The organism is Suttonella sp. R2A3, from assembly GCF_021513215.1.
GTDB lineage: Bacteria > Pseudomonadota > Gammaproteobacteria > Cardiobacteriales > Cardiobacteriaceae > JAHUUI01.
Genome location: NZ_CP090975.1, coordinates 627,004 through 653,501, shown reverse-complemented (window position 1 = coordinate 653,501; position 26,498 = coordinate 627,004). Strand labels below are relative to the sequence as shown.

General features: G+C 47.8%; 18 protein-coding genes and 1 pseudogene. 5 read left to right on the top strand and 14 right to left on the bottom strand.

Annotated elements, in window-relative coordinates; genetic code table 11:
• Positions 1 to 170 precede the first annotated feature (170 nt).
• Complete coding sequence (locus tag L0B52_RS03075; RefSeq protein ID WP_235065077.1) at positions 171 to 833, top strand: class I SAM-dependent methyltransferase; 663 nt, start codon at positions 171 to 173, stop codon at positions 831 to 833.
• A gap of 159 nt (positions 834 to 992) precedes the next feature.
• Here the strand turns inward: L0B52_RS03075 and L0B52_RS03070 are convergent, their stop codons facing one another.
• On the bottom strand, positions 993 to 1,874 hold the full coding sequence (locus L0B52_RS03070; protein ID WP_235065076.1) for an alpha/beta hydrolase: 882 nt from the start codon (positions 1,872 to 1,874) through the stop codon (positions 993 to 995).
• Positions 1,874 to 3,987: pseudogene (locus L0B52_RS03065) on the bottom strand (TonB-dependent siderophore receptor). The gene L0B52_RS03070 and the pseudogene L0B52_RS03065 overlap by 1 nt, the downstream one beginning before the upstream one ends.
• A gap of 95 nt (positions 3,988 to 4,082) precedes the next feature.
• On the opposite strand from L0B52_RS03065, the gene L0B52_RS03055 reads away from it, so the two are divergent.
• The gene (locus L0B52_RS03055; RefSeq protein WP_235065073.1) at positions 4,083 to 4,949 is read left to right on the top strand and encodes an AraC family transcriptional regulator; all 867 of its coding nucleotides are present in this window, start codon (positions 4,083 to 4,085) and stop codon (positions 4,947 to 4,949) included.
• A 58-nt stretch (positions 4,950 to 5,007) separates the two neighbouring features.
• Here L0B52_RS03055 and L0B52_RS03050 read toward each other — a convergent pair whose 3' ends face one another.
• Entirely contained in the window at positions 5,008 to 5,739 is a 732-nt protein-coding gene (locus L0B52_RS03050; RefSeq protein WP_235065072.1) for a type III pantothenate kinase, read from the bottom strand.
• Positions 5,736 to 6,434: a biotin--[acetyl-CoA-carboxylase] ligase gene (locus L0B52_RS03045; RefSeq protein ID WP_235065071.1), complete on the bottom strand. Its 699-nt coding sequence runs from the start codon at positions 6,432 to 6,434 to the stop codon at positions 5,736 to 5,738. The genes L0B52_RS03050 and L0B52_RS03045 overlap by 4 nt, the downstream gene beginning before the upstream one ends.
• Positions 6,435 to 6,501: 67 nt before the next feature.
• Between L0B52_RS03045 and rpe the strand changes: the two genes are divergently transcribed.
• The gene (gene rpe, locus L0B52_RS03040) at positions 6,502 to 7,182 is read left to right on the top strand and encodes a ribulose-phosphate 3-epimerase (RefSeq protein WP_235065070.1); all 681 of its coding nucleotides are present in this window, start codon (positions 6,502 to 6,504) and stop codon (positions 7,180 to 7,182) included.
• 103 nt (positions 7,183 to 7,285) lie between these two features.
• Here rpe and fur read toward each other — a convergent pair whose 3' ends face one another.
• From fur to L0B52_RS02990, 10 genes are all read right to left on the bottom strand, one after another.
• On the bottom strand, positions 7,286 to 7,699 hold the full coding sequence (fur, locus tag L0B52_RS03035; RefSeq protein WP_235065069.1) for a ferric iron uptake transcriptional regulator: 414 nt from the start codon (positions 7,697 to 7,699) through the stop codon (positions 7,286 to 7,288).
• 98 nt (positions 7,700 to 7,797) lie between these two features.
• On the bottom strand, positions 7,798 to 8,670 hold the full coding sequence (rpoH, locus tag L0B52_RS03030) for an RNA polymerase sigma factor RpoH (RefSeq protein ID WP_235065068.1): 873 nt from the start codon (positions 8,668 to 8,670) through the stop codon (positions 7,798 to 7,800).
• A gap of 16 nt (positions 8,671 to 8,686) precedes the next feature.
• On the bottom strand, positions 8,687 to 9,688 hold the full coding sequence (ftsY, locus tag L0B52_RS03025; RefSeq protein WP_235065067.1) for a signal recognition particle-docking protein FtsY: 1,002 nt from the start codon (positions 9,686 to 9,688) through the stop codon (positions 8,687 to 8,689).
• A gap of 94 nt (positions 9,689 to 9,782) precedes the next feature.
• On the bottom strand, positions 9,783 to 10,601 hold the full coding sequence (locus L0B52_RS03020) for a hypothetical protein (RefSeq protein ID WP_235065066.1): 819 nt from the start codon (positions 10,599 to 10,601) through the stop codon (positions 9,783 to 9,785).
• A gap of 12 nt (positions 10,602 to 10,613) precedes the next feature.
• Entirely contained in the window at positions 10,614 to 11,588 is a 975-nt protein-coding gene (locus L0B52_RS03015; protein WP_235065065.1) for an ABC transporter substrate-binding protein, read from the bottom strand.
• An 11-nt stretch (positions 11,589 to 11,599) separates the two neighbouring features.
• A complete protein-coding gene (locus L0B52_RS03010; protein WP_235065064.1) occupies positions 11,600 to 13,474 on the bottom strand; it encodes a TonB-dependent receptor domain-containing protein in 1,875 nt (624 codons plus the stop codon).
• Between the two features lie 125 nt (positions 13,475 to 13,599).
• Positions 13,600 to 13,782, bottom strand: a complete 183-nt coding sequence (locus tag L0B52_RS03005) for a methyltransferase regulatory domain-containing protein (RefSeq protein ID WP_235065063.1) — start codon at positions 13,780 to 13,782, stop codon at positions 13,600 to 13,602.
• A 523-nt stretch (positions 13,783 to 14,305) separates the two neighbouring features.
• Positions 14,306 to 16,069, bottom strand: coding sequence for an ABC transporter ATP-binding protein (locus L0B52_RS03000; RefSeq protein ID WP_235065062.1), 1,764 nt, complete (start codon positions 16,067 to 16,069; stop codon positions 14,306 to 14,308).
• Positions 16,069 to 16,875 (bottom strand): alpha/beta fold hydrolase, encoded by an 807-nt coding sequence (locus L0B52_RS02995; RefSeq protein WP_235065061.1) that lies wholly within the window; start codon positions 16,873 to 16,875, stop codon positions 16,069 to 16,071. The genes L0B52_RS03000 and L0B52_RS02995 overlap by 1 nt, the downstream gene beginning before the upstream one ends.
• A complete protein-coding gene (locus tag L0B52_RS02990; protein ID WP_235065060.1) occupies positions 16,876 to 18,627 on the bottom strand; it encodes an ABC transporter ATP-binding protein in 1,752 nt (583 codons plus the stop codon).
• Between the two features lie 628 nt (positions 18,628 to 19,255).
• On the opposite strand from L0B52_RS02990, the gene L0B52_RS02985 reads away from it, so the two are divergent.
• On the top strand, positions 19,256 to 24,667 hold the full coding sequence (locus L0B52_RS02985) for a glutamate synthase-related protein (RefSeq protein ID WP_235065059.1): 5,412 nt from the start codon (positions 19,256 to 19,258) through the stop codon (positions 24,665 to 24,667).
• Positions 24,668 to 24,676: 9 nt separating this feature from the next.
• Entirely contained in the window at positions 24,677 to 26,437 is a 1,761-nt protein-coding gene (locus tag L0B52_RS02980) for a sulfite reductase subunit alpha (protein ID WP_235065058.1), read from the top strand.
• Positions 26,438 to 26,498: the final 61 nt, after the last annotated feature.

Here is a 26,498-nt window from a genome sequence, read left to right as displayed (position 1 = left end):
TTTTCTTAATATTCTTTCATTTTTATTTTAAAAATCTTCTTAGAAGGAAAGATTTCTTGAGAATATCCTATGGTAAAATAGGGTGAGTAACAAATCTGTTATACACATGCCTGCTGAGATTCATCAGCAGGCTAATTTTTGTCCTTAATATAAATTAGGTAATCCATTTAATGAAGCCATCTGATGATGCCGTAAAAGCTGGTCAAGCTGTTTATACACCTAGAGTATTGTCAATTTATGATATAGTTGTGCTGGGTATTTCAAATAATTATATTTGGAAATGCCCTTCACCAAGAATAGAAGCCCTTTATGATGCCAATATTTCCAATAATCATTTGGAGGTTGGCGTCGGTACGGGGTATTTCCCGGATCGTTGTACATTTCCATCAGATAAACCACGTATTGCGCTGATGGATTTAAATCCAAATACTCTGGATTTTGCTTCTAATCGTCTTGTCAGATATGAACCAGAAACCTACGTGCAAAATGTTCTTGAGTCTATTGATTATGATATAGAACCTTTCGATTCTATTGGGATAAACTATTTGTTTCACTGTGTTCCAGGTGCGATTACAAATAAAATGGTTATCCTTGACCACCTGCAAAAATTGATGAAGCCAGGATGTAAGGTGTTTGGTTCGACCATTCTACAAGGCGGGGTCACGCGTAATTGGGCGGCACGTCGATTAATGAAAATCTACAATAAGAAGGGCATTTTCACGAACGAAAATGATGATCTGCAAGGATTACAGAATTCTTTATCGCAGCGTTTGAACAATGTTCATATACAAGTCATTGGTTGTGTTGCGCTCTTTTCTGGATCATCCCTCTGATTTTGCTAGGGTTATTTTTAAAATAATAGAGAATGCCGTCTGCATGGATGCAGGATATAGGCGTCATAGTTATGAGAGAACGCTAAATGTAGCTGTTTTTTTATGGCATCTGATACACGCACGGCGCATGTCATCTCGCTTTCTGTATTATTTTGTGAGCTAGTCACGATACCAATAATCGTATAGCGCAATGACGCTATCTTGAAGACTGCTTGGGATGACGGATCCGTGTGTTTTTTCGGCATAAATTTTGTTGCTAATTACTGCTTCAGGAAAGCGGTTTTGTAAGCGCTCAGTGAGTACGGTTACCTGATCAACCATTTGTCGCGCCTGCTTTTTCGCCGCTTGTTCGCGACTGTCAGGATGTTGTGGATTTGATGCCTGTTCGTATTCGCCAACGCTCAAGCGGATAAACGCTGGCGCGTTTTGTCGTTTGCCTTCATCGGCCAAAATGCGCTGCTCAGCCCACCAAATTGATGGACTGGCAATCAGATAACTTTGAAACGTCTTGTCGTCGTTAAAAAGGTTATATAAGGCAAATAAGCCACCGAAAGAATGGCCCATGAGCGCGGTTTTATTGCGGTTGATTGGATAGTTCCGACTGATTTCTGTGAATAATTCCTGGGTGATAAATTGCTGAAAATCAGCACCACCACCATATTTTCCGTCTGTGCTGTGGTCTTGAATGGGCGGGGTGTAATCTTTTGCTCGTGCTTCAAGGTCATAGAGATTACCACCGGGATAGCCTACGCCAACCAGTAAAATGCCTTGTTGATAATACGGCTGAAAAGACAGTGATTGCATCATTAGTGCGGCAAGCGGCAGCATTAAATCGCCATCAAGTAAGACCAAAACGGGATAACCTTGTGCCGGTTGTTTGCCAATGGCGGCGATTTGAATACGGTAATCGCGCTCGGTGTGGCTGGAGTGCAGTATGGTTTCATCCACACCAGATAAAGTCGCTGGCCGCCAAGAGGCGGCTGCGATCGTTTGGGTGGTTAGCCACAACATAGCCAAAATAGCGAATAGTCGTAACAACATTAAAAGTCGTAGCGCAGGCTGGTAGTAACGCTGCGTCCTTCACCTGGCATATTAAAGGTGCCTTTTGAACCCACACGCTTGTAGTAGTTGCGATCAAGTAGATTGTTGATGTTTAACTGGACGTGTAGGTTATCATTAACGTTATAGGCAAGCATGGCGTCAACGGTTGCATAACCTGAAGTGCTTACTTTTTGCGAAGATTCGAAGCCACTCATCGCCGTAATACCGCCACCAACAGTCCATTGATCGTTGACTTTATAGGTTGTCCAAAGGTTGCCACTATGTCGCGGCATGAGTAGGAAAAAGCCGTCTTGACGATCACCTTCTAAATCAACTTCGGTTTTCAGGTGGGTATACCCAGCGCTGATGGTCCATTGCGGGGTGATTTCACCATTGATTTCCGCTTCAATCCCTTTAACCGTTCGTTTGCCGATTGCCGCACTATAATTCTCATTGGGTACTGGTGCTTCAGCATGACGGTCGGTGAGTTGGAATAAGGACAGGCGTGTTTGCAGGCGATCACCGGCGTAACTGCCTTTAATACCTACTTCATATTGTTGGCCTTGGCGAGCCTTCATGATATTGCCATTTTTATCCAACGACGTTTGTGGGCTATAAAGCGATGAGTAACTGGCATAGAGACTGTGGTTATCGTTGATATCGAGGACAGCACCACCATAGCCGGTAAAGCGTGCACTCTCGCTGCGGCTCTGTTCGCTCTTTTTGACGTGATCTTGAGCCTCAATATTCCAATGACTTAAGCGTCCACCAACTATGATAGCAAGCGGTTGGATGGGGCGTAAGGTGAGCTTGCCGTACACACCGTAATCGGTAAGCGTTTCTTCCATGTTGCTATAGCCTTTGCCACTGGTACGTGCAATATCTAAGATGTCGCGCTGTGGTAGATTGTGCAGGCTATCAAGGGTCATATTAGGGAATTTTGCTCGTCCTCGTTGGGTTTGGGTGGTCATACGGTTAATATCCGCACCAATCACATATTCGCTGACATTACCCCAGGCAGCAAACGGCTGACTGTAGCTGGTATCAAAAGCAAAGGCTTGTTGTTGCACATCGCCCCCAAAACCGGAACCGGTAAAACTGCCATTGGGCTTAAGATTCGTTCCGCTAAATGCATAATTCATCTCGCTGCTACGATCGGAATAACGCAGGCCAACTTTACCATAGCCACCGTTGTCGAATTCATGCTTAAGATCGGCGAACACATCATGACTGTGCATCGAAAAATCATTCCAATCAGTGCCATAAAAATCATTATTAGGTAGTGGTAATAACCTGCCATTTTTATCAGCCGTTGGTAGGCCGTTATCAGCTCTTAGGTTACGCATTTGATAGAGATAACCCAAACCAAGCGTGGTACGCTCAGCGAGATCAATATCTAGCGCACCATAGAAGACTTCTGTATGGTTACGTCCATCGGAGGCTTCTGGCGTAACGCCATTGGCATTGACTAATGCGCGTCCGCGAACACTACCACTGCTATTGAGTGCGCCCCCCACGTCTGCGCCTAAACGATATTGGCCAAAATTACCGCCCATGGCTTCTACATTGCCGGAGAAATCGTGGGTAGGGCGTTTGCGGACAAAATTAACAATCCCCCCATTTCACCAGCGCTGTTAAATAATCCTGATGGTCCGCGCATAACTTCCACACGGTCAAATGCTGCTAATGAGGGGAGCGTTCCGTTGATACTTTGCATTTGAGCCGGTAAGCCATCGACGTTATATTCATCGTATTCGTAGCCTCGGGCGTACACAGATGAACGACCTTCATCGTTTTCCAAAACGCGCAACCCTGGCGTTTTCGCGGCTAAGCGATCAAAAGTGTTGGCATTGTGGTCGCGAATCGCTTTTTGGGTGATAATACTTACAGATTGTGGGATATCACGAACCGATGCGGGGATTTTTGTGCCCACGGTGGCTGCTTCTAACGTATAAGAATTGCTACCTTCGCTGGGCAAGACGCCATATAAGCTGTTTCCTTCAACAGTAATCGCATCTAAACGAGAGGATTTACTATTGTTTTGTTGGGCTTGTGCGTAGATATTGGCGCTGATAACAGCAGTTAAGGTGATAAGGCTAAGTTTGTGATACACTGCGTGCTCCGGATTAAATGATAACGATTACATTTTACAGAAGCACTCATCTTTCATGCGGCAAATAACATTGCAACCACGACAAAGCATATTGCATGAACGACACAACACCAATAGCCCCTATTTTGAACAAAGATTATCAGTTTAACCAGCTCCACAGTGGCATCCGTATCCATGGTGGTGAGTTCTGCGCGCAGCAGGATTGTAGCTTTCATCAATTGGTTAGTCCTTATATTGCCTTTGTGTTGCTACTGCGTGGCAGCGTGCGATTTAATCTCGGACAAGAAGCCTATCATGTCGAAGCCGGTAAGCAGGGCACAGCTATAATGATCAGCGTGGGTCAAACGCAATTATTTAGCCGTCATCTGTGTTGCGGTGAAGCGGTACGTAAGTTGACACTAAGCGGCTTAGAGCGTTGGTTTGATCCGTATGATCGTACACTGCATCAGCAAACCGTCCGTCAATGGCCACTCGATGAACGGTTGCAACAACGCGCCGATCAGTTGCTCGAACACAATGAACCGCACGCACTCGAGCAAGACATGCAGGCGATTGCTTTGCTTCATGATTGCTGGCAGCGTTATGCTTGTGATTTAGCAGGACAAAGCGCGACTAAATCAACGGACTATCAGCCGCAGCGGGAGCTATTATGCCGGGCACTCGATGAAGTGTTATCCCAAGGCAATGTGGAAGTGCACATGGTGGCGGAACACTTGCATATCTCATCGCGCACCTTGCAGCGTAAGGTGCGAGAATATTTTCAGTGTTCGGCGCAGCAGTGGCTGCAAAATGCGCGTATGCAACGGGCGCTAAGTGCACTTGGCGAGGATCGTCTGAGTATTGGGGAAACCGCTTATCGCTGTGGTTATCGCCATCCTTCAAACTTTATTCAGGCTTTTCGCCGCCATTTTGGGGTGACACCTTCAGCACTGATACATGGGCAATCATCGACTACGAAATAAACAAGCGTTTTAGCAAAGTAGAGAAAGTCGTTGTAGCGATTTATAGGTTAAAGATAGATTAAGCTTCTTCTAAATGCGCGAACATGCCACGGAACATTAAATCGGGTTCGATGCGGTAGGTTGGACGACTACCGAATAGAATCTGCGCATCACCACCAAAAGCGTAGCGGTGAAAATACACACCATGACGGCCTTCCATTTCATCCATAATCGCATCAATCCCGGCGGGGACCGCGTGGTGAATACCGGCGCCGATGCAGGTGGCGGTGTCTGTACCCATCAGTTGTGGTGTCCAACGCATCGGTGAAAGTTTTTGTGTGTTATTAAGCAGAGCATTCTCCATTAAACGAATACCGGGCAAAATAAACCCGCCTAGATGACGGCCTTGCCCATCGACCACATCTAAAGTGATCGCTGTGCCACAACCCACCACGCAAAGTGGGTCCTGACAGAGACTGCGCGCACCGAGCATTGCAAGATAGCGGTCAGTGCCGAGTTGTGATGGATCTTCATAACCGACGGTCAAGCTGGCATTGGTGTGCTTTTGTGAATGAAAGATTTTTACCGGCTTTTGCCAAAGCTGATCAACCAGATCAATGACTTGGGTTTCTATCGCTTGATTATTGACGCTGGACAGACCAATCAAAGAGGGCGCTGGCATGAGATGGAATGCGCGAAATAAACGCTCCTGCCAATTCGTTTTATAAGAAACCGCTTCAACAATGCCGGGTACATCATGCCCATAAAGCCATTTAATGCGTGAGTTACCGATGTCGATGAGGAGTTTCATGAGCGAATTCGTACCTGTGTATGAAAGGCGATATCTGAGCCTTGACGCATGATCAAGGCACCACGTTGATCGATGCCGAGTGCGGTGCCAGTTTCGCCATTATCTAGGCTGATGGCTTGTTGGTGGTAGCGATCATAATCATTCCATGCGTGGTTAATCGGCAAATAAGGGGTTTGTTGCCAACGTGCTAACGCAGCGATTAGTTCAGGCATGAAGCGATCTAAGGCGTCCTCAGCATTTATGTGTCCTAATGAGTCACTTAGATTGGCAAAGGCTGCGTCTTGGGTGAGGTTTAGGCCGATACCAATCGTCAGTAAGGTGTGTTTTCGCCAGCTTTGGCTTTCCAGCAAAATACCACCACACTTGCCTTGATCGGTAAAGATATCATTTGGCCATTTGAGGCGTAAAAAGGTCTGCTCAGGATCTAGCGATTGGGCGAGCGTGAGCGCAACATACTGGGTGAGTCCTGCGAACGCTGAGCTTGGAAGATCGAACGCGACACGAAATGAACAATAGAGCTGGCCGGCGGGTGATTGCCAGTGTGCCTGGCGTTGTCCGTAGCCGCCACTTTGTTGGTGGGCACGACAAAATACCGGTGCAGCGGAAGCGGCTTGTTGGTGGATAAAGTTCTGTGTGGAATCTATGCTAGCAAAAAGATAGTAGCCACCAGAAAAATAGTGTCGCCAGTCAATCACCCGTTAATATGCCTCGATATTTTGCTATGATGCGCATTTTACGGCAACTACAGAGTGAAACCAAGCTATGTCACACGCACAACCTTATTGGATCGCCCCCTCTATTCTTTCTGCTGATTTTGCCCGTTTGGGTGAGGAAGTGGAAAACGTCCTCGCTGCTGGCGCCGATGTGGTGCATTTTGATGTGATGGACAACCATTATGTGCCTAACCTCACGATTGGACCGATGGTTTGTCAGGCGTTAAAGAATTATGGGATAAAAGCGCCAATTGATGTGCATTTAATGGTTTCTCCGGTTGATAGTTTAATCGAGCAGTTCGCTGATGCAGGCGCGGATTACATTTCTTTTCACCCTGAGGCGAGCGCGCATATTGACCGTTCGCTACAGTTGATTCGCAGTCGCGGGTGTAAAGCAGGACTGGTGTTTAATCCAGCAACGCCGTTGAGTTATTTGGATTATGTGCTCGATAAAGTCGATTTGATTTTGATTATGTCGGTGAACCCCGGCTTTGGAGGGCAGGCGTTTATTCCTGCAGTGCTCGATAAATTGCGTGCGGCGAGAAAGATCATTGATCAGAGTGGTCGCTCAATTCGCCTGGAAGTTGATGGTGGGGTGAAGCCGGATAATATTGCTGAGATTGCGGCCGCTGGAGCGGATATGTTTGTCGCAGGATCAGCGATCTTTGGGCAAAGCGATTACCAGCAGGTGATTGATACGATGCGCGAAGAGCTGGCGAAACAATCTTGAATGATGGCGGATTAGATGTATCGATCAAAAGATCAGCTCTTGGCTTAATCTTAAGCATAAAAAAATCCGGCTAATGCCGGATTTTTTTATTTAGATGAGTTGTTTATTCATCGCCCTGATAAATGCCGTAAAGCACCAGCGAATGATCTTCAAGGGTGAAGCCGTATTGTTCGGCAATTTCTTTTTGTCGCTTGGCAATGACTTCGTCATGGAATTCGACCACCTTACCGGTTTTAACACAAATTAAATGGTTATGATGGTTGCCACTATCCATCTCGAACACACTATGGTTGCCTTCGAAATTGTGGCGTTTTAGGATACCTGCTTGTTCGAATTGGGTCAGTACGCGATACACGGTGGCCAAACCAATATCTTCATCGGCCTTTAAGAGAATTTTATACACTTCCTCAGCGCTGAGATGCACATCATTTTCTGTGGTCTCACGTTCCATGATTTCGAGGATCTTCATGCGTGGTCCAGTGACCTTCAAACCGGCTTTTTTAATTTGTTGGCTCATTTTATTCTCTCGTGATTAAAAGATTAAAGCACCCTCATTATATAGACGAGAGCAACAGAGTTGCAATCGTCTAAAAAATCAATGAGATTGATTGACAATTATTGGGTCGCGTCCACCATATGAGCACGCAATTGTTTCATTGCCTGCTGCTCAATTTGGCGGATACGCTCAGCAGATACATCATAGCGATCCGCTAAGGTTTGCAGTGTGGTTTTGCTGTCCTCATTTAACCAGCGTGCACTAACAATATCGCGGCTGCGTTCGTCAAGCAGGCTAAGCCCGCTGGCTAGCTGGTTGGTCATCAACGTGTGTTGTTCGCGCTGCTCAGTCGCATCAGCCGGATCAAGCGAATCGTTGCTTAACCACGCAGAAGGTGAGTAGGTATTATCTTCGCTGTCATCGCTTGGCTCAAAGGTAATGTCTTGGCCTTGCAGGCGGCTTTCCATCTCAAAAACATCTTTGGTGCTGACATTAAGTTCAGCAGCAATTTTTTCGGCTTCATCCTGGGTGAGCCAAGTGAGGCCTTTTTTCATACTACGCAGGTTAAAAAAGAGCTTGCGTTGTGCTTTGGTGGTAGCAATTTTCACCATTCGCCAGTTGCGAATCACGTATTCATGAATTTCTGATTTAATCCAGTGCACGGCAAAAGACACCAGGCGTACGCCGTGTTTCGGCTCAAAGCGCTTGACCGCTTTCATCAGACCTATATTGCCTTCTTGGATTAAATCGCCTAAAGGCAAGCCGTAGCCGCTAAACCCACGGGCGATATGCACCACGAATTTTAGATGGTGCATGATTAAGGTCTGCGCCGCTTCAATGCGCTTGTCGCTATCAAGTTCCAACGCTAAGCGGTTTTCTTCCTCCGCATCAAGAATAGGGATTTGCCGCACACGGGCGATGTATTGGTCAATATCCGAGCTGGGGATTAACCACTGCCCCGCCGGATTGGCTGGTAAATTGGTTTTGCTCATCGTATTTCCTGAAATTCTATTCTTTATATAATAACGCATCTACGAAGGTTTGTGCGTTAAAAACCCGTAAATCATCAATATGTTCACCAACGCCGATATAACGCACTGGGCGTTGCAAAGCATGGGTAATGGCGAAGATGATCCCGCCTTTGGCGGTGCCGTCTAATTTAGTTAAGGTGATGCCATCAATCTGCATTGCGGCGTCAAACTCGCGCGCCTGGCGCAGTGCGTTCTGCCCGTTACCGGCATCGATCACCAGCATCGTTTCATGCGGTGCGTCAGGGGCAACTTTTTGAATGACGCGTTTGATTTTTTTCAGTTCTTCCATCAAGTGGTCTTGGGTGTGTAAGCGTCCGGCGGTATCGATGATTAACACATCCATATTGCGCGCTTGCGCTGATTGTACGGCGTCGTAGGCGACAGATGCTGAATCAGCGCCTGTGTTTTGCGCAATCACCGGAACATCATTACGCTCCCCCCAGGCCTTTAATTGCTCAACGGCTGCCGCGCGAAACGTATCGCCAGCGGCGAGCATGACTTTTTTACCATCATTTTTAAATTGCTGGGTGAGTTTGCCAATAGTGGTGGTTTTACCCGCACCATTAATCCCGGTCATCAAGATAATAAACGGCTGCTGTGTGCTGACATCAAGCGGCTCAGCGAAAGGGGTGAGAATCTCGCACATATGCGTATGCAAGGCTTGGTGCAAAGCATCGCTGTCGTTGACTTCGTTACGTTTAATTTTGCGGTTGATGGCATCGATCAACGTTTCGGTGGTTTCAATGCCCACATCAGCGCTCAATAAAAGCATTTCTAAATCTTCGAGCGTATCGCCGTCAATTTTCTTTTTGCCGAGGAAAACATCGCCAAACCCTTGACGGGTTTTACTTAATCCTTGTTTTAAACGCTGAAAATAACCGATCTTTTCGTTGACCTCGACCGGCTGAGGGGTTTCAGCCGGTGGGTTTTCGCTTATTTCAGGATCGCTCTTTTTCTTTTTAAGCCAATTAAATGCCATGTTCGCCTAGGAATAAAAATCAAACGAACAGTATAACAGTTAAACGCTTAACGATACATTGTCTATAAGGTTTGCTAAAAAGTTTGCAAAGGCTTTATAGGCTCTTACATAGCGCTGCTGGATTGTCTACAGGTTCTACGTTGATGGCTACATCACGTTGGTTGATGATATGGTGGATTTTTTCATCCCAGCGTGCATCGGGGTTGTTGCCGATAATCTCTGGCGATTTGAAATGGTAAGTAACTTTTACCGAACGGTCACAGCTAGTGCGCTCTATACATTGATGCCAGGTTCCTTGACACTCAGCTAAGGTTGCTGGGCTGCCATCTTCTTTGCTGTAGGTTGCTGTCATTGAGGTAAAAATAGCCTCAATACCTGTTTTTCCGTCAAATGATAGATTCGGGTCGTGTTGTAGTAAATTTTGCCGGTTGGCGAAAGGGAAATCTGGCCCGCCTTTAAAGCCGGAAGCGTCTTTTGCTCCGGTGATGTAGCTCATTACATTTGCCATCGCATTTGCCGCACTCCCGGTATCGGCTTGGCCGCTCATGGTGATTTTAATACCACCACGATAGAGCATATCGTCTGCAGGATCATAAGAAGAGACTTCCGCAGTGCTGGGTTGTTCACGATACGATTGTGCCAGTGCGTCAACACCGGCTTGTGTTATGAGGAATGCGCCAGTGACAGCTGGGCAAACGTGTCCGGCGGCTTTGGCGGCATCTTCCATGCCGTAGCTCAGGATGCCTTTATCACTAACATTAAAAAATCGTGTCATGACATCTTTAACCACAATACGTCCGGCATCTGGGTAATAACTTGGATAACTTTCACCTGCTGCTAAATCAGCAGCGGTGGCGCTTTGAGCGTAAAGTAGGGCAGCAGCTAAAATGCTAAGCGTATTTTTATGAGTCATATCAATTTACCTTTATAAATGAAAGAGGGTGTCACTTGGCATTTTCCCGCCAAGAATTTTCGGGTTTAGGGCATACATTTCTTCGAAAAACAGCATGATTTCTTCGCTGATATCCTGGCTGCGAGTCGCCGTTAAGTTGGCGTGAGGCAGGGCTGTGCTAAGAATTGGCTTGGGTACGGGTAAATAGGCCGAGGCAATTTCCGCAGCGCTTTGTGGATTTTCTTGTGTCCACACCACAGCACTGGCAATATCTTCGTGTAATTGGTCGATAATGGTCTGGTGTTCGGCATAAAACGCACGATCAATGAGCATTCCTGCTTGTGGGATGCGTGACGGGCCATTCATGATGCGTCCCCATTCTTGCTGGAAATCGAGCACACGCACAACATTTTGCCCACTCTGTTTACCTTTCATAATCGCTACGCTGGTGAGTGGCTCAGGTAAGAACGCATAGTCGGCGCGATTTTTAAGGAATAATGTGAGTGCTTCCGGTGGGGTGGCGACGTATTGAACGGTAATTTTGTCGAAATCAACCCCGGCACGTTTGCAGAGAATTTGTAACACCAAATCAGGCATGTCGTTTTTAAACGGCATCACCAGCGATTTACCTTCCAGCTCACCAAGATTATTCATTGGCATATCGCGCGCAACCATTTGTAGTAAACCAAAGGTCATGATGTTCAACAACACAACATCCTGCCCGCGATTGGCAACATTAGCACCGACATAACTCGGCACCATGGTTACCGGCATTGACCCATTAGCCAGCCCGGCGCGTAATTGATCCGGTGTTTTCCAAATCTTGACCGAATAGGGATGCTTGCGATGTAAAGCACCTTGTCTGGCTGCCACGCCGAGTAAGACACTCGGCGCTACCGGTGCGCCCCAAACAGTTTGCAGTGGCGAATCGGCGGCAAAACTCCAATGGGGCAGCTGGCTAGCAAGCAATCCCAAACCGCTGCGTTGAATGAACTGTCTTCTATGCATGAGTTACTCCTTTAAAAATTGGCATTAAATCGAAGCCAGTAATTTCGTCCCGGCGCGTTCACCAAGCGCGGACTAACCGCCTCGACATGATTGCCACTGATGAGTTCAGCGTAGTTTTTATCAAAAATGTTATCCACACCTAAGCTGATGCCAAAACGGTTTTTCCATTCAACCCCGCCATAGACATCAACAGTGGTGAAACTTTGCGCGGCGTCGCTTAAATCGATACCCAAACCGGTTGTTGGATTGTCGTCCAAACGATTTTGTTTGTGTACGTAGCGCAGGCGTGAACCCAGTGAATAACTGCCACCGGAGAAATAATCACGCCAATCAACGCTGAAATTGGCACTAAACGGTGCGATTTGGTAGAGCGGACGCTGGTCGCTGCGGTTGTCACCATAGCGATAATGGATGCCGACATCGGTGGATAGACGATGACTCCAATTCTGACGATATCGCAAATCGGCACCTGCTAAACGTGCATCAACATTGCGGCTGATGAGGTTGCCTTGTAATGGGGGTTTAGGGCCACGGTAGCGATCCAAGGTAATAAAATCATCGACATCGGCGATAAATAGCGCGCCATCAACTTGCCAGGAGGCGGCAAAATTATCTTCTTTAGCGAGTTGATAATCTCCCCAGCCTGCGCCACTGAGTGATGCGCCTAAGGTAAGGCGGTTTTCTCGCTCTGGTTTTAGCCATGGATTACCACCCCAACCTTTTCCTGGTGGACCGGCGAGTACAGCAAAACGCTCAGGGTTTTCCGGCATACGATAAAGGCTCTCTACTTGCGCATAGATTTTTTGCTGTGGGGCAAATTCGTAGCTATAGCGTAGTTTGCCGCTTAAACCTTGTTGGCGGATAGTCCCAGAAAAAGGTTTGTTGTAATAAGTTTGCCAGAGCTTGCCAGCCGTAGGAACACCTGGCACATCCATCGCAGTATTGATCGCTTTAGTGTGTGCTTTTTGCCAATCGTAATTGATGGCGGCGCTTAAGGTTTGTGCGTCGCTGGGCTGCCATTGGTGGGCGGCATAAACTCGCCAGCGTTCACTTTGAATATCGGGAAAGCGGTAGCCATTAACTTTCTTTCCCATCGGTGTGAGCACTGAGCGCTGGGCATCATGGACATCATGTAGATAGCTGACGCCGATACTGCTCTGCTGGTTATCGTTAAAACGAAAACGGTAGTACACATCGGCGAGATATTGTCGCCGTGAGACATCCATCATCACTTTAGGCGTACCTGCTGTGTGCGTACGCAGATCAAAATTATTGGCTGTTCGTGATAAATCCACCACGCTTAATTCGGTATGTAAGGTATTGCTTTCATCCTGAGCACCGAAGCGTGCGTTATATTTGCCGATCAAGCGTCGCGTACTCACAGGATCCATAACATGTTGTGGCTGTTTGTCATCAGCAATATGGTCACGCAGCAAGGTTATGCGGTGTTCGGATTGCGTATTAGGTAACCAACCCAGGATCAATGCTTCGCCGTCACGGGTGTAGCCGAAATCCACCTTATCACCATTACCATCGCGGTAGTCATTGGCCTTTGCGTAGGCAAAACTACCGATCACATAATAATTGGCCTCGCGTTGTCGCCACAATGCGCCAAGATAGCTATTTTTACCTTGTTGGCTAAGGGTAAGGTGTGCTGGTTTATCGATACGATCATCAATGCTGCGTGTTGTTCCTGTATGAATAACACTGCTCTGCTTGAATTGATTTTCTACGTTAGCATCAAGAACATTTGCCGGGGTGATTGGCGGTGGTGGACCAAAAGATTTATGCATGCCGTAGGCTTGCGGGTCAATATCAAATAACGGTTCAGCAAGTACAGAAGTGCAAGCAAGGGAAATTGCTAAAGGCAAAGGATAACGCGACACAGGACACTCCAATATATTTCAATATAAGAATCGTTCGCATTATACTCTAAATGAGAATCATTCAAATTGACTTGGGTCAAGTTTTAAAAATTAAGACAATTGGGTTGGTTTTATAGGGCTTTGATTCAATAATCGCGGCGAAATTGTTTATTAAGCAGGTAAGCTTTGGCGGTTTGCGTAAATGATGGGTCACCTATTTGATTTAAAAATGCCTGTTGTTTGTCATCAAATAAACATGGCACAAAATCATCGAGATAATTTGATGAACAGGCGTAACTTACCTTAACTTCATCAAGCCAATTTTGCATTTCGGCGAAATACACCGGATGCCAATCGCGGTTAAAGTATTCGTGCGCTAAATAGAGTAGGTTTTGTTCGGCTAGCTCTTGGGCAAACCCAACATGTGCGGGATTAAAATCTGTTCCCTACCAGCTTGCATTACCGGCTGTGGCATGTGTGTTGACCGATACGCCTTGACCAAAGCTGAGTTCGCAGGCGGTGCCTGTTTTTGGTGGCGCCAGACTAATCATCAAAAAGGCAAGGTAACCTAGTGGGGGTAAGATCGGTGTAATAGCCTTAAGTATAATCGATATCGCTAACATAACCATCTGACCAAGCTGACATAATATGTTTCTTTTGCGGTAAATAAATTAAGAAATTGTTTTTCATGTGCGATTTCCAATGTGGGTTAGCAGTTTTTTATTTAAGGGGTATTTCACCTGTTTATTGATTTGATATGCCACAGGAATTAGTGAAATAATTTGCTCGGTTGCTGCTCTTAATAAATGTAAAGAAATGATTCGGGAACGCATGATTGAAATGGCCAATTCTTCAGGCTGCGTGAACATACTGCTGCATCCGCCACAATTTGGCGTAGCGGCCATTTTTATCGAGCAGGTTCTGATGGGTACCGGTTTCGAGTACTGTTCCTTCATCAAGGACAACTATTTGCTGTGCAGCGACGATGGTGGAAAGACGATGGGCGATCACTATGACGGTTTTATTGCGAACCAGTGCGTCGATAGCTTGTTGTACCGCCAACTCGCTTTGTGTATCCAGCGCGGCGGTGGGTTCATCAAGGATGATAATCGGTGCGTCTTTGAGTAACGCCCGGGCGATGGAAATACGCTGTTTTTCACCACCTGATAAGTTGCCACCAATATCACCGACGCGGGTATCATAACCTTGTGGCAGGCGCTTGATAAAGTCATGACAATGGGCGGCTTTAGCTGCGGCATAAATTTCTTCATCCGTTGCGTCGCCGCGTCCCATACGGATATTGGCGAGAATGCTGTCGTCGAATAAATACACGTCTTGAAACACTACGGCGATCAGACGATTCAGTATTTCTGGTTCAATCCGACGAATATCAATACCACCGATGTGTACACTGCCGAACTGTGGGTCGGCGTAACGCATCAGCATGCGAATGAGTGTGGTTTTGCCGCAGCCTGATGAACCAACCAGCGCAGTGAGGGCGTGCTCGGGAATATTCAGGCAAATATCTTTTAGCGCGGGTTCGTCATGCTCGGCATAGCAGAATGTCAGTGCATCAAAGGTAATATCATAGCGGGTCGGTATTTGTTGCGGTTGCTGCAGGCTTAATGGGGCAATATCAAGCAATACCTGCAGACGGTGGTAGCCATTTTCCACCATGATGAAAATATTACTCATGCCGATAAACATGCTCAGCGGTTCGGCAAAACGTACTACAGCGACCATCAAACCGGCAAGAACCATTAAACCGATATCACCGTTACTCACCAGCCATAATCCCAGAGCAACAATCAGTAAGATGCCGATTTCCACCACTGATGCCAGCAGAATATTGGCCGGTGCTTCTTCGCGCATGGCGGTGATTTGTGCCGTTTCTACCGCGCGCACTGCTTGCTGGAAACGCGCTGCCTTGTCACCAATGCAGCCCGCTGCTTTGAGTACGGGTAATCCCTGAGTGTATTCTACTGTTTCGGCGTTTAAATTGGCGTTGGCATCGGCTAACACTTGCTTATGACGCGACAGTAGTGGTCGTACCCATAAGAAAATGGGCAACACCGCAGGGAATACCAAGAGCAGTGCCACAGCCAGACGCCAGTCAAAAAAAAGCGTCCCGATTCCAGTAGCGATGGGTGTGACCACAGCGTTAATCAACATCAATCCTACGGTCATGCTGTAATTGAGTACGTCATCGACATCTCCGGCAATTGCTGCATTAAGCTCGCCTGAGCGTTTGCGGTATAAGGCCTGTAACGGCATGCGCCGTAAATGTTGCCCCAATGCTCGGCGCAGGGCATCACCAGCTCTGGCGGCATGGCCGTTATGATCGTAATTACGACTAAACCAATCGCTTATGCTCGACAGCAACAGCAAAGCGGTCATGGCCAATAACCATAGCAATACCTGTCTCCACAGTTGTTGTTGCAGTGCGAAGAATAAAGGGGTAAAACCGACGAACGCCACACCACGCAATACGGCGGTGATGATACCTAACAATAAGCTGCGACGTATGAGTGGTGCTTGTGCGCCGGCGGCGGCACATACCATTCGATAAAGCTCACGAAAAGAAGTGGTGCGCCTCTGTAGGGTACTGTTATCCATTATTGATTTCCTCGACTATGGCAACGTATTGACATTGAATTGAATAATTCTTGTTCACTGTGGTTATCAGGAAAGTGTGACGCGCTTTTTTGGATGTGCAGTATGGCATTGCGCATTTGTCCAACCATTGCTTGAACGGCGGCAAAAGGAACCTCGTCGTCTTCTCGGCTGTGCCAAAGTTCGATTGGGCAGGTGATATCATAAGGGGAAAATCCCCAGGGTGCGGTTTGTAAGCGTATTTCGCGTACTATTCCCTGCCCATCATGGCATAAAGTGTCGTCAATCAAGTGTGTTAATTCGGCATCTGCTGTTGCTTCGCTAAGAGTGTTCTCAAGGTATCCACGCATCTGCATGGCCAATTCATCATCGGTCAATTCGGCAAATTGTTGATAAATGGCTCTTGCCGCTGCTGGGTATAAGGCGAAAATGTGTGGATCAGCGACAAAAGGCATACCACTTAACACCCAGACTCCATGACATTGTTCTGCGAAATGATTTGCCAGGGCGTAGGCATAAGGTGCGCCGGCAGAAATCCCGATAGTGGCAAATTGATTTGTTACCCCTAAATCATCCAATAGTGGGGCGATGATGTCTCCCCAATCAATTATCGCTGACATATTTTGCACAGGAGAGCGTGCATAGCCCGGGCGTGCTACGGCGATAAGCTTTATGCCGACTGTCTTGGCCAGATTATGCCAATGTGGAGGTAGATAATCACTACCGACAAGCCCATGATGCAGCAACACGGGAAAGCCGTTTTTGCAACCATATTCGCAGTAAGAAAGTGAAACCGATGATTGATTCATTTAATTCCTAATTGTCCAGTTTTGTGCACTTTGGTAGGCTTGCCAGAGTTCGGCATATGCCCCGCCTTGTTTAAGCAAAGTCTCCGGTTTACCTGCTTCCACCAGGTGTCCGTCGGCGAACATCAAAATTTGTTCGGCATGTTGGATGGTTGCCAGGCGGTGGGCAATCATCAGAACCGTTTTGCCTTGCATCAATGTGTGCAAGGCTTTCATTAACAATGCTTCGTTCTCGGCATCGGCAAAGGCAGTTGCCTCGTCGAGCAGCAAAATTGGCCGGTTTTGCAAGATAGCACGGGCGATGGCGATGCGTTGACGCTGCCCTCCCGACAAACTGGCACCACGTTCACCCACTTGCGTTTTGTAGCCTTGCGGCAATTGGCTGATGAATTCATGCGCCTGTGCCGATTGTGCTGCTGCGATTACCGCTGTATCGCTGGCGTCGGGTAATCCTAAACGAATATTCTCGGCAATGCTGCCCGAAAATAAAAACGTATCTTGAAAGACAAACGCCACTTGTTGCATCAATACCTCAGGCAATATATCGCGCACATCAACGCCGCCGATTTTAATGCTGCCACTTGTGACATCCCAAAAACGCGGCAGTAAGCGTGCTACGGTGCTTTTACCTGCACCTGATGCCCCCACTAAGGCGGTAAAACTGCCCGATGGTACACTGAAGCTGACATCGCTCAAGGCGTTTTCAGTGCGATTACCATAACGGAAATCGACGGCTTCAAAGACAACTGAGGCATCTTGAGGCTCTTGTGGTGTGTCAGTAATCGGTAGCAGCGGTAAATGCAGTACGTCCGTAATGCGGTGAATGCTGATTTTTGCCTTGTCAATCAGATGATAGAGCGCCATATAAGGCATCAATGCTTCCGCCATGCCCGTGCCAAGAAGCAGCACTGCCAACCATGTGCTAAATGACAGACTATCTTGCCACAGCCAGTAACAGCCCGCCCACAACAAAACAATCAAGGTCGGCATAGGATTGAGTATTATCATGGACAATTTCGCTGGTGGGCCGCTTTGTTTGTACCAGCCAGTCAGCACTTCAAGATAGCGATCCAAGGCTTGTTCGTAGCGACCAAACGAGGCGCGGCCACCGTCAAAAGTACGCACCACGGGCATGGCCTGGACAAATTCAATAACTGCTTGGTTGACGGTTTCACGCGCTTTATTGTAGCGGTGGTGTGTTTCATTGGCATTTTTCATCGCCAGACTTAAAATCAACATACCGATAATCAACACTGCCAGAGCCACCAGCGCCAAGCGCCAATCCAAGACAAACAGCAATAATATAGTGAAAATTGGTGCAGCATAAGCGCGGGCGTACAAAGGTGTGGCATCGGCGACAAAAGCGTGTAAATCACGCACATCATCCTGAATAACCTTGGTTAGCGCAGCACTACCTTGTTCGCTGAGTGTCCCTAAAGGAACTTGTACTAAATGATCGCTAATCTGCCGACGCAAAATTGGTTCCAAAGCAAAGGCTGCTAAGTGTGAATACTTGAAGGACAGGCTACGAAAAATATAAGCAAAAATAGCAAAAAGCAATGCCGTCAAAAACCACGTCCATGCCACTGTATCGGGTTGGGCGATTAACTGGCGGATTAACCCCGCCAGCAACAACATTGTGAATAAAGCGCATGCCGCTGCAAGCACGGCAACTGCCATGGCAAAATAAATTGTTTTTTTGACAGGGGCGATAATATGCCAATGTGAGAAAGATTTAGATGGTTGTTTGTTCATGGTGGGCTTTAAATAGGAAAACAGGTGGATATGCCGGTCAATACTATGTAGTCATTTTTTTTGCTTAGAAGAGGTAAAGTATCAAATATACTAATGTAAATAATAATCGTTATCAATATAAAGAGTAAAAAACTGTGGTAGTATCTACATCCGATAATTTATCTACCTAAAATATAAAGTAATAAAATTACTCTTGAATGGTTTTCTGTTAAAAAATGCTGATAAATTCATTTACCAATATTGAAAAAATGTCTATTTTTATAGCATCGAATTAAAAATATCGTTGTCGTTGAGCGAGATATAAATGCTAGTAAGGCAACTAATCGGCGTAGCAATAAACTTAGCTAAGTAAAAATTAACACTTGTCAATAAAGAACAATAACGGTATAAATAACGGTTCGCTTAGTTTTTGCGGTTTAGGGTTCTAAACACCCTTATAAGTAGGCAAGTTATAAAAATGAAGGATCTATCATCGCGTATTGCATGGCAATATCCTGAGTTCAGCAAACGGTAGGGCTGGTGGTAGTTGGTAAACGTTTTACGATTGGCGAGAGCTTTCATTACGCAGTTCATGCGTTGCGAGGTGGTAGTCGAGGTGCAAAAAATATTTTAAATGAGGTAAGGGTTTATGGGTGGACTGCTGTATAACATATCAGACGAACGTTCGAATTGTGGGGTTGGATTTATTACCCACAAACGCAGCATACAAACCCACGAATTACTCGAATTAGCCAACCAGGCGTTATGTAAAGTCCCGCATCGCGGTGGTTTTAACGCAGAAGGGGTTGGTGATGGCGGCGGTGTAGGGATTGACCTGTCGCCGCGTTTTTATCGTCATCTAACCGGACTGCCTCTAGAGGCAGGCTCGTTTGCGGTAGGCAATTTCTTCTTACCTACCGATCAGAGTGTACGTATCTCCGTGTTGCAGTATCTGCAGTCGGTGCTCGATAAACATGGTTTAGACGTTTTGCACCGACGTGATGTGCCGGTGAGTAACAGCGCGTTAAATGAAGCAAGTCAAAAAGCGCAGATGCCAATTGTTCAATGGGTTTTATCCTGCCCGGATAGCTGCACCGATTGGGACAGTTTTGAACATTTTCTCTGTGGCGTGTTGCTCGAAATCGAAGAAAATGCGGTCAATGAACACCAGTTTCCTGGCTTTTATCCGCTTTCTTTTAGCTCACGCACGCAGGTGTATAAAGGCTTGCTTAACTCGTGGGAAGTGTTCCCTTATTATGATGATTTACGCAATCCAGAGCATGAAGTGAGCATGCTGTGGTTTCACACCCGTTTTTCCACCAATACCGCGCCTAACCCATCCTTTGCCCAGCCATTTCGCCGCTTAGCACACAATGGTGAGCTTAATACCGACCGCAAAAGCCGGATTAGTGAGCTGGCGGTTGCGCGTCATGAAGGCTATAAATTGGTGTTTCCAAAAGGACAGTCTGATTCAGCGCGACTTGATCAAACCTTAATGCGCCGTTTATGGGATGACCGCCAGCCGATTGATGAAATTATGGTCAAAATGATGCCGCCGGCGTGGGAAAATAAACAAGATGAATATCCGCTGGCTGAGCGCGATATGTTGGCGTATTTCTCGCTCTCGGAAGAAAAAAATGACGGTCCGGCAGGGTTGGTGTTTTGTGATGGGATCAAAATCGGTGCAGCATTAGATCGCTTAGGTCTACGCCCTTTGCGCACTGTGGAAACTGACGATTATGCCGCGGCAATGAGTGAAGCAGGACAAATTGATTTTCCTCCAGAAAGCGTCACTCGCCGTGGGCGGATTAAAGCCGGTGGGATGTTTGTTTTTGATCATGCTTCAAAAACGCTTAATGATGAATACGAGATTCTTGCGCGAATGGCTGCTGCTCAGCCCTATGGTGAGATGCTTCGCGATAAACGCGTGCGCTTAAGTGCGTTACCTGAAGTTTCTATCAGTGAGTTATCCGATACGTCGCCGCTGGATTTTACCAGCCGCCATATTGCCTATAGCCTGAATCAGGAAAGCTTCCGTTTTCTACTCGATCCTATGCTCGATACGGGCGCTGAACGAGTGTCTGCGATGGGCTATGGCCTGGCGATTAACGCAGTAACCGGCGTTGAAGGCGGTATGTCGCGTTATTTTACCCAGCGCTTTGCGCAAGTGACGAATCCACCGCTGGATTCTATCCGCGAAACCGAAGGCATGACGTTGCGCGTAAGCCTCGGCGGAAAACCGAATTTTGTGCGACGCAGTACCAAACAATTGGTGCTGGAAAGCCCGTTATTATTGCCACAGGAATTAGCTGCCATTGAGCGGGCAGGTGCTGAAGGGATATTGCGTGTCGGTAGGATTGAAGCACTTTATGACTATTGTGAAAACCCCGAAGAAAATCAGGCCTCATTAGAGGCAGGCTTAGCAGCAGTTTGTGAGCAGGTGTGGACGCTGTGTAAAGCGGTCACCGATATCATCATCCTCGATGATAGTGGGGTGAGTAAAGAGCGTGCGGCGCTGCCGGCAGTACTATTAAGCGCGATGGTCAATCGTTACCTTATTGATAACGGCTTCCGTTTTCACACCAGTATTGTTTATCACAGTGGCCAGATCGCAAGCACCCATGATGTGGCGCTAATTCTTGGTTTTGGTGCTTCAGCAGTGTGTCCGGCAACGGTGTATAACCGTGCACGTGAGCTTTATGGTGCAGAAGGTACAGCAAAAGCGATGGCGAAATTTAAAAAAGCGCTGCATAAATCGCTGTTAAAAACGATGGGTAAATTCGGTCTGTGCACGGTGGAAAGCTATAGCGGTGGTGCGTTCTTTGAACCGGCATTTTTAGATACGGAAGACCCGAAACTGGCGCCCTATTTCCCGAACAGTTATTCGCCACTTGGTGGCGTGGGCTTCAGTGAGCTGTGCTACAGCGCGTGGCAGTGGCATCAAAGCGCTGTGCAGCATCATGAGGGTGAAGATGTGCCATTATTGGGCTTGTTTAAAGAGCGTGGTGATGGTGCAGGCCATAGTTACGGCAATGTTGCGGTGCGTACCTTTGGAGAGATGACCGAAGAGGCGATTAGTTTTGCTGAAGTGACTTCTCGCGAAGGAGAACGCTTGGATATTTTGCCGCAAGACGATAGCTATCTCTTCCAAAGCCATCAACCACGCACGCCAGAGCAAATTGATGCCCACCGTATCACGCCTGCGTATGAAGCCTTTATCGAAGCGATGAATGCTGAACGCGTCGCACGTCCTTCAGCTTTGCGTGACTTACTCGGCTTTCCAGCAGATGTGACGAGCGCTGATTCGCAAGCAGCCTTCACTGCGGCATTAGCGACCTTCAAAACCGATACCGCAGTGCATAGTGCGGTGCGCGGGATGACTGTAACCCATGATGGTAGTGAGTGTATTATCAAACTGGATAACCCCAGCAAAGCGAGACATCAGGCGTTAGCTGGCGCCTTACAAGAACGTTTCGCTTCACTCGATATCGTGCGCTGCGATGATGAGGCGCTGCAGGTGAAGGCTGATGATGAAGCACAAGCGTTTTTCGATAGCTTGATCGCAGCACCAAAACCGATAGCGTTGGACGACATCCAGCCAGCGCATGAGATTACTGCCAACTTTACCGGCGGCGCAATGAGTCATGGCTCGCTCTTGTTTAAGGCACATCAGGCGGTAGCGATAGGTGCGAATATGGTCGGCGCGAAAAGCAATAGCGGTGAAGGTGGTGAGCATCCTTCGCGTTATAACTCTATCCGCGCGAGTAAGATCAAACAGATTGCTTCAGGGCGTTTTGGGGTGTGGGCCGGTTATTTAGCTGATCCGATGCTTGAAGAGTTGGAGATTAAAATCGGTCAGGGGGCAAAACCGGGCGAAGGTGGGCAGTTGCCTGCGCAGAAAGTCACGGTGGAAATCGCCTCAATGCGTGGTGGGACACCAGGTGTGGAGCTGGTTTCACCACCACCACACCACGATACCTATTCGATTGAAGATTTAGGACAGTTGATTCACGATTGCAAAGCCGCACGGGTGAAGGTGATTGTGAAACTGGTGTCTTCTGAAGGAGTGGGGACGATTGCCGTTGGCGTGGCGAAAGCCGGCGCGGATATCATCAATATTGCCGGTAATACCGGTGGCACAGGCGCTGCGCAAGTCACCAGCTTGAAACACAGTGGGCGAATTGCTGAGCTCGGTTTGGTTGAAGTCCATCAAGCGCTGACCCTCAATGGCTTACGTGAGAAAGTGGAGCTGCGTTGCTCTGGCGCGCATCAAACCGGCAGCGACATTATTAAATCCGCAATGCTCGGTGGGGATTCGTTTGAATTCGGCACCACGTGTTTGATGATGCTCAAATGTGTGATGGCGAAAAACTGCAATATTAAATGTCCGGTGGGTTTGACCACACCGCATGAAGTGTTCGATGGCGATCCACGTGCGCTCGCGCAGTATTTCTTAAATGTCGCTCATGACGTGCGCCGTTTGCTTGCTGAATTGGGTTTTAGCTCGCTGCAAGCTATCCGTGGACGCGCTGATTTGTTGCATTTGATTGATCATCCGAATTTAGTCGGTCGCTACCATATGGAGGGCATGTTGCAGCATGTTTCTTTTGATCTCGGTAAAGAAGCGGTGGCGCTTGAAGCCGATTACACCCTCGATGAAGCGCTTTGGCATGAATTCAATGATGCGTTTAGCACCATGGCTGAAGATGATTATTTAGCGATTGATGTGGATAGCATTAGTAATACGCATAAAACAGTGGCAGGACGCTTTGGGATTGATGTCGAGCGTTATCTCAATTATCAGTTCACGGATATGCATCCGAAAGTCTACACGCTGACTGATGGTCGTCGAGTACTTAGCGATGGCGCAGTAGAGATCAGCAGCAGTAATGCAGCAGGACAAAGCTTTGGCGCGTTTAATAATAGCGGCATTACCTTAATCCATCGCGGCACGTGTAACGATGGCGTCGGTAAAAGTATGAGTGGCGGGCGGATTATTGTACAAGATCCGGGCGGCGGCAGTCATGAATCCGGTGGTAATGTGTTGCTCGGTAATTTCGCCTTATTTGGCGCAACCGGTGGCGAGCTTTATGCCGCCGGTGAGGCAGGGGATCGCTTCGGAGTGCGTAATTCTGGGGCGGTGTCTGTGATTGAAGGCGTTGGCGATTTTGGTTGTGAATACATGACCAATGGTGCGGTGGTGAACATCGGTAGCTTTGGACGCGGATTTGGTAACGGCATGAGCGGTGGTGTTGCCTATCAATACGATCCGAGTGGCAAGATTGCCGAACACTGCGCTAAAGATAGCGTCAGCGCGATCGCCCTTGATAGCGAACACGAAGCACTCAGCGGACAAGAAGATGCACTGCTGTGGTATCTCTCGCGACATGCGGCATTTGCAGAGTCTGCTTTAGCGGAGCAGTTGTTAAATGACTGGGAGAACGTTCGCCACGATTTTTATTGTCTGTTGCCGAACGCGTGGATTGCCGCACATGATGGTCGCGAGATTGCCTCTGATACGGATCGTGCGACGATGGTGAGCGAATTAGCGGCAGGGATAACCCAAGCATTGCTCGATGAGGTTGGCGCGCACTACGCCGCCAAAACCCCGTTATTTGCTGGTCGATTGCCTGGTGAAGCGCTGACCAGTGCCTCTGATTACATGGTTGCCGCGGGGATTTTCTTCCGTGCACAGGAGCAGGTTCGTGAACGTGGGGTAGATGATATCGCCGAAGCGGCGAAAAAACTCTTGCTCAACGATGATCGCAGCTTACATGATACCTTGCAGCGCGATGTGATTGGCGCATTAGCAGATTATGAAGATGGTGAACTGGCGCACCTGCTCGCAGCGCAGCGGGTTGATGATTATTGCCGCGCACTAAGTATGCGTGCCAATTTTGATTCACATGCGCTGGGTACGTATGCATGGATTTTGCATCGTCGGCGCGCTAATACAGCTGCATTACTCAATATTACCCCTATTAAAGAACCACTCGCGCAACGTTTGTCTGGTGTTATCGCTGAGGCGATGTATCAGCAACGAGAGCAGAACGCGGCGTAAAGGAATAGTATGAATCAAAACAAAAAAACGCCTCTTTTTCCCCAAGACCTGCCCTTGGATCAAGGGCAACGGCAATGGCTGGAAGGTTATCTTGCCGGACTTGATGCCGCTTATGCGGCATTGCGTGCCAATGGCTTCGATGGCACAAGCGCTAGCGGTAAACCCTTAACCATTCTTTACGGTTCACAAACTGGCAACGCTGAAGGGCTTGCCTGGCAGTGTGCTGAAGCCGCAAAAGCGCATGATTTGGCAGCCAGCGTGGTCGATATGGATGATTTTGACCTCGCAGACTTACCGAGTATTGAGCGGTTGTTGGTGATCACCTCTACCTACGGCGAAGGCGAAATGCCCGATAACGGTGAAACGCTGTGGCAGGCAATACAAAGCGATGACGCGCCCGCACTTGAGCAAACTTTTTTCAGCGTACTCGCGCTTGGCGATACGGCGTACGAACATTTTTGCTTAGCCGGTAAGCAATGGGATGCGCGTTTGGCTGCGCTTGGTGGTGAACGGGTGAGCGATCGCGTCGATTGCGATGTCGATTTTGATCAAGCAGCTGAGGCATGGATCGAAGCCGTATTACCGGCGATTAGCGAGAAAGGTTCGCAAGAAACGGTGAGTGCGGCGAGCGCTGCGCAAAAACCACAAGGCTACAACCGAAGCAACCCACTAGAAGCGTCGTTGAAAAGCAAGCGCGTGCTTAGCGGAGCGGGTTCGAGTAAAGAAATTGTTCATTATGAAATTGATCTCGCTGACAGTGGCGAAACGTACGAAGCGGGCGATATTTTGCATTTAATACCGCGTAACCGTCAGGGGTTAGTCGATGAATTATTGGCCGCGATTGGTGCAAACGGCAATGAAAGCGTGAGCTGGCAAGGCGATAATCACGAACTGGCGAGCTTACTGCGTGATCAACTCGATATTCGTATGCCGTCGAGTACGTTTTTGCAAGCGTTACTGATTGCCGCTGATGACGACGACCTGCACCAACGCTTTGCCCAGGAAAAAGGTACAGAGCTGGATGATTTTCTCTACGGTAAAGATATCGTCGATTTCTTACATGCCTACCCTGATGCAGGATTTGATGCGCAAAGCTTAGTTGATGTGCTTAAACCGATTGCCCCACGCGCCTATTCCATCTCATCGAGCCATAACCAACATCCGGGTGAGGTGCATTTAACCATCGGTTCGGTGCGTTATGAACACAATGCGCGCATGCATCATGGTGTGGCTTCCACCTGGCTGGCTGATGAGGTCAGCGCAGGTGATACGCTACGTTGTTATTTTGCGGCGAATAAGCATTTTTCTGTGCCCGCTGATGACAGCGCACCGATGATTATGGTTGGGCCGGGTACAGGAATTGCGCCGTTTCGTGCTTTTTTAGAAGAACGCGGGGTTCGTGAAGCTGAGGGTGACAATTGGTTATTTTTCGGCGATCGCACGCGAGAGCATGACTATATTTACGCGGATACACTGGAATCCTGGCAGCAAAATGGTTTGCTCACTCGACTGGATCTGGCATTTTCTCGCGATCAGGCTGAGAAGGTGTATGTGCAGGATTTAATGCGTAAAGAAGGCGCAGAACTCTTTGCCTGGTTAGAGCGTGGTGGATACTTTTTTGTTTGTGGTGATGCGCTGCGTATGGCGAAAGATGTTGATCACGCACTACATGACATTATCGCAGAACATGGTAAGATGAGCGCCGATGATGCCGCAGATTATGTTGCGGCGTTGAAACAGGCGAAGCGGTATGTTCGAGATGTTTATTAAAAGCCGCTATAAAGCGCGTTGCTTAAGCTTTTGCAATGCGAGCAGTGGCATGACACACAGC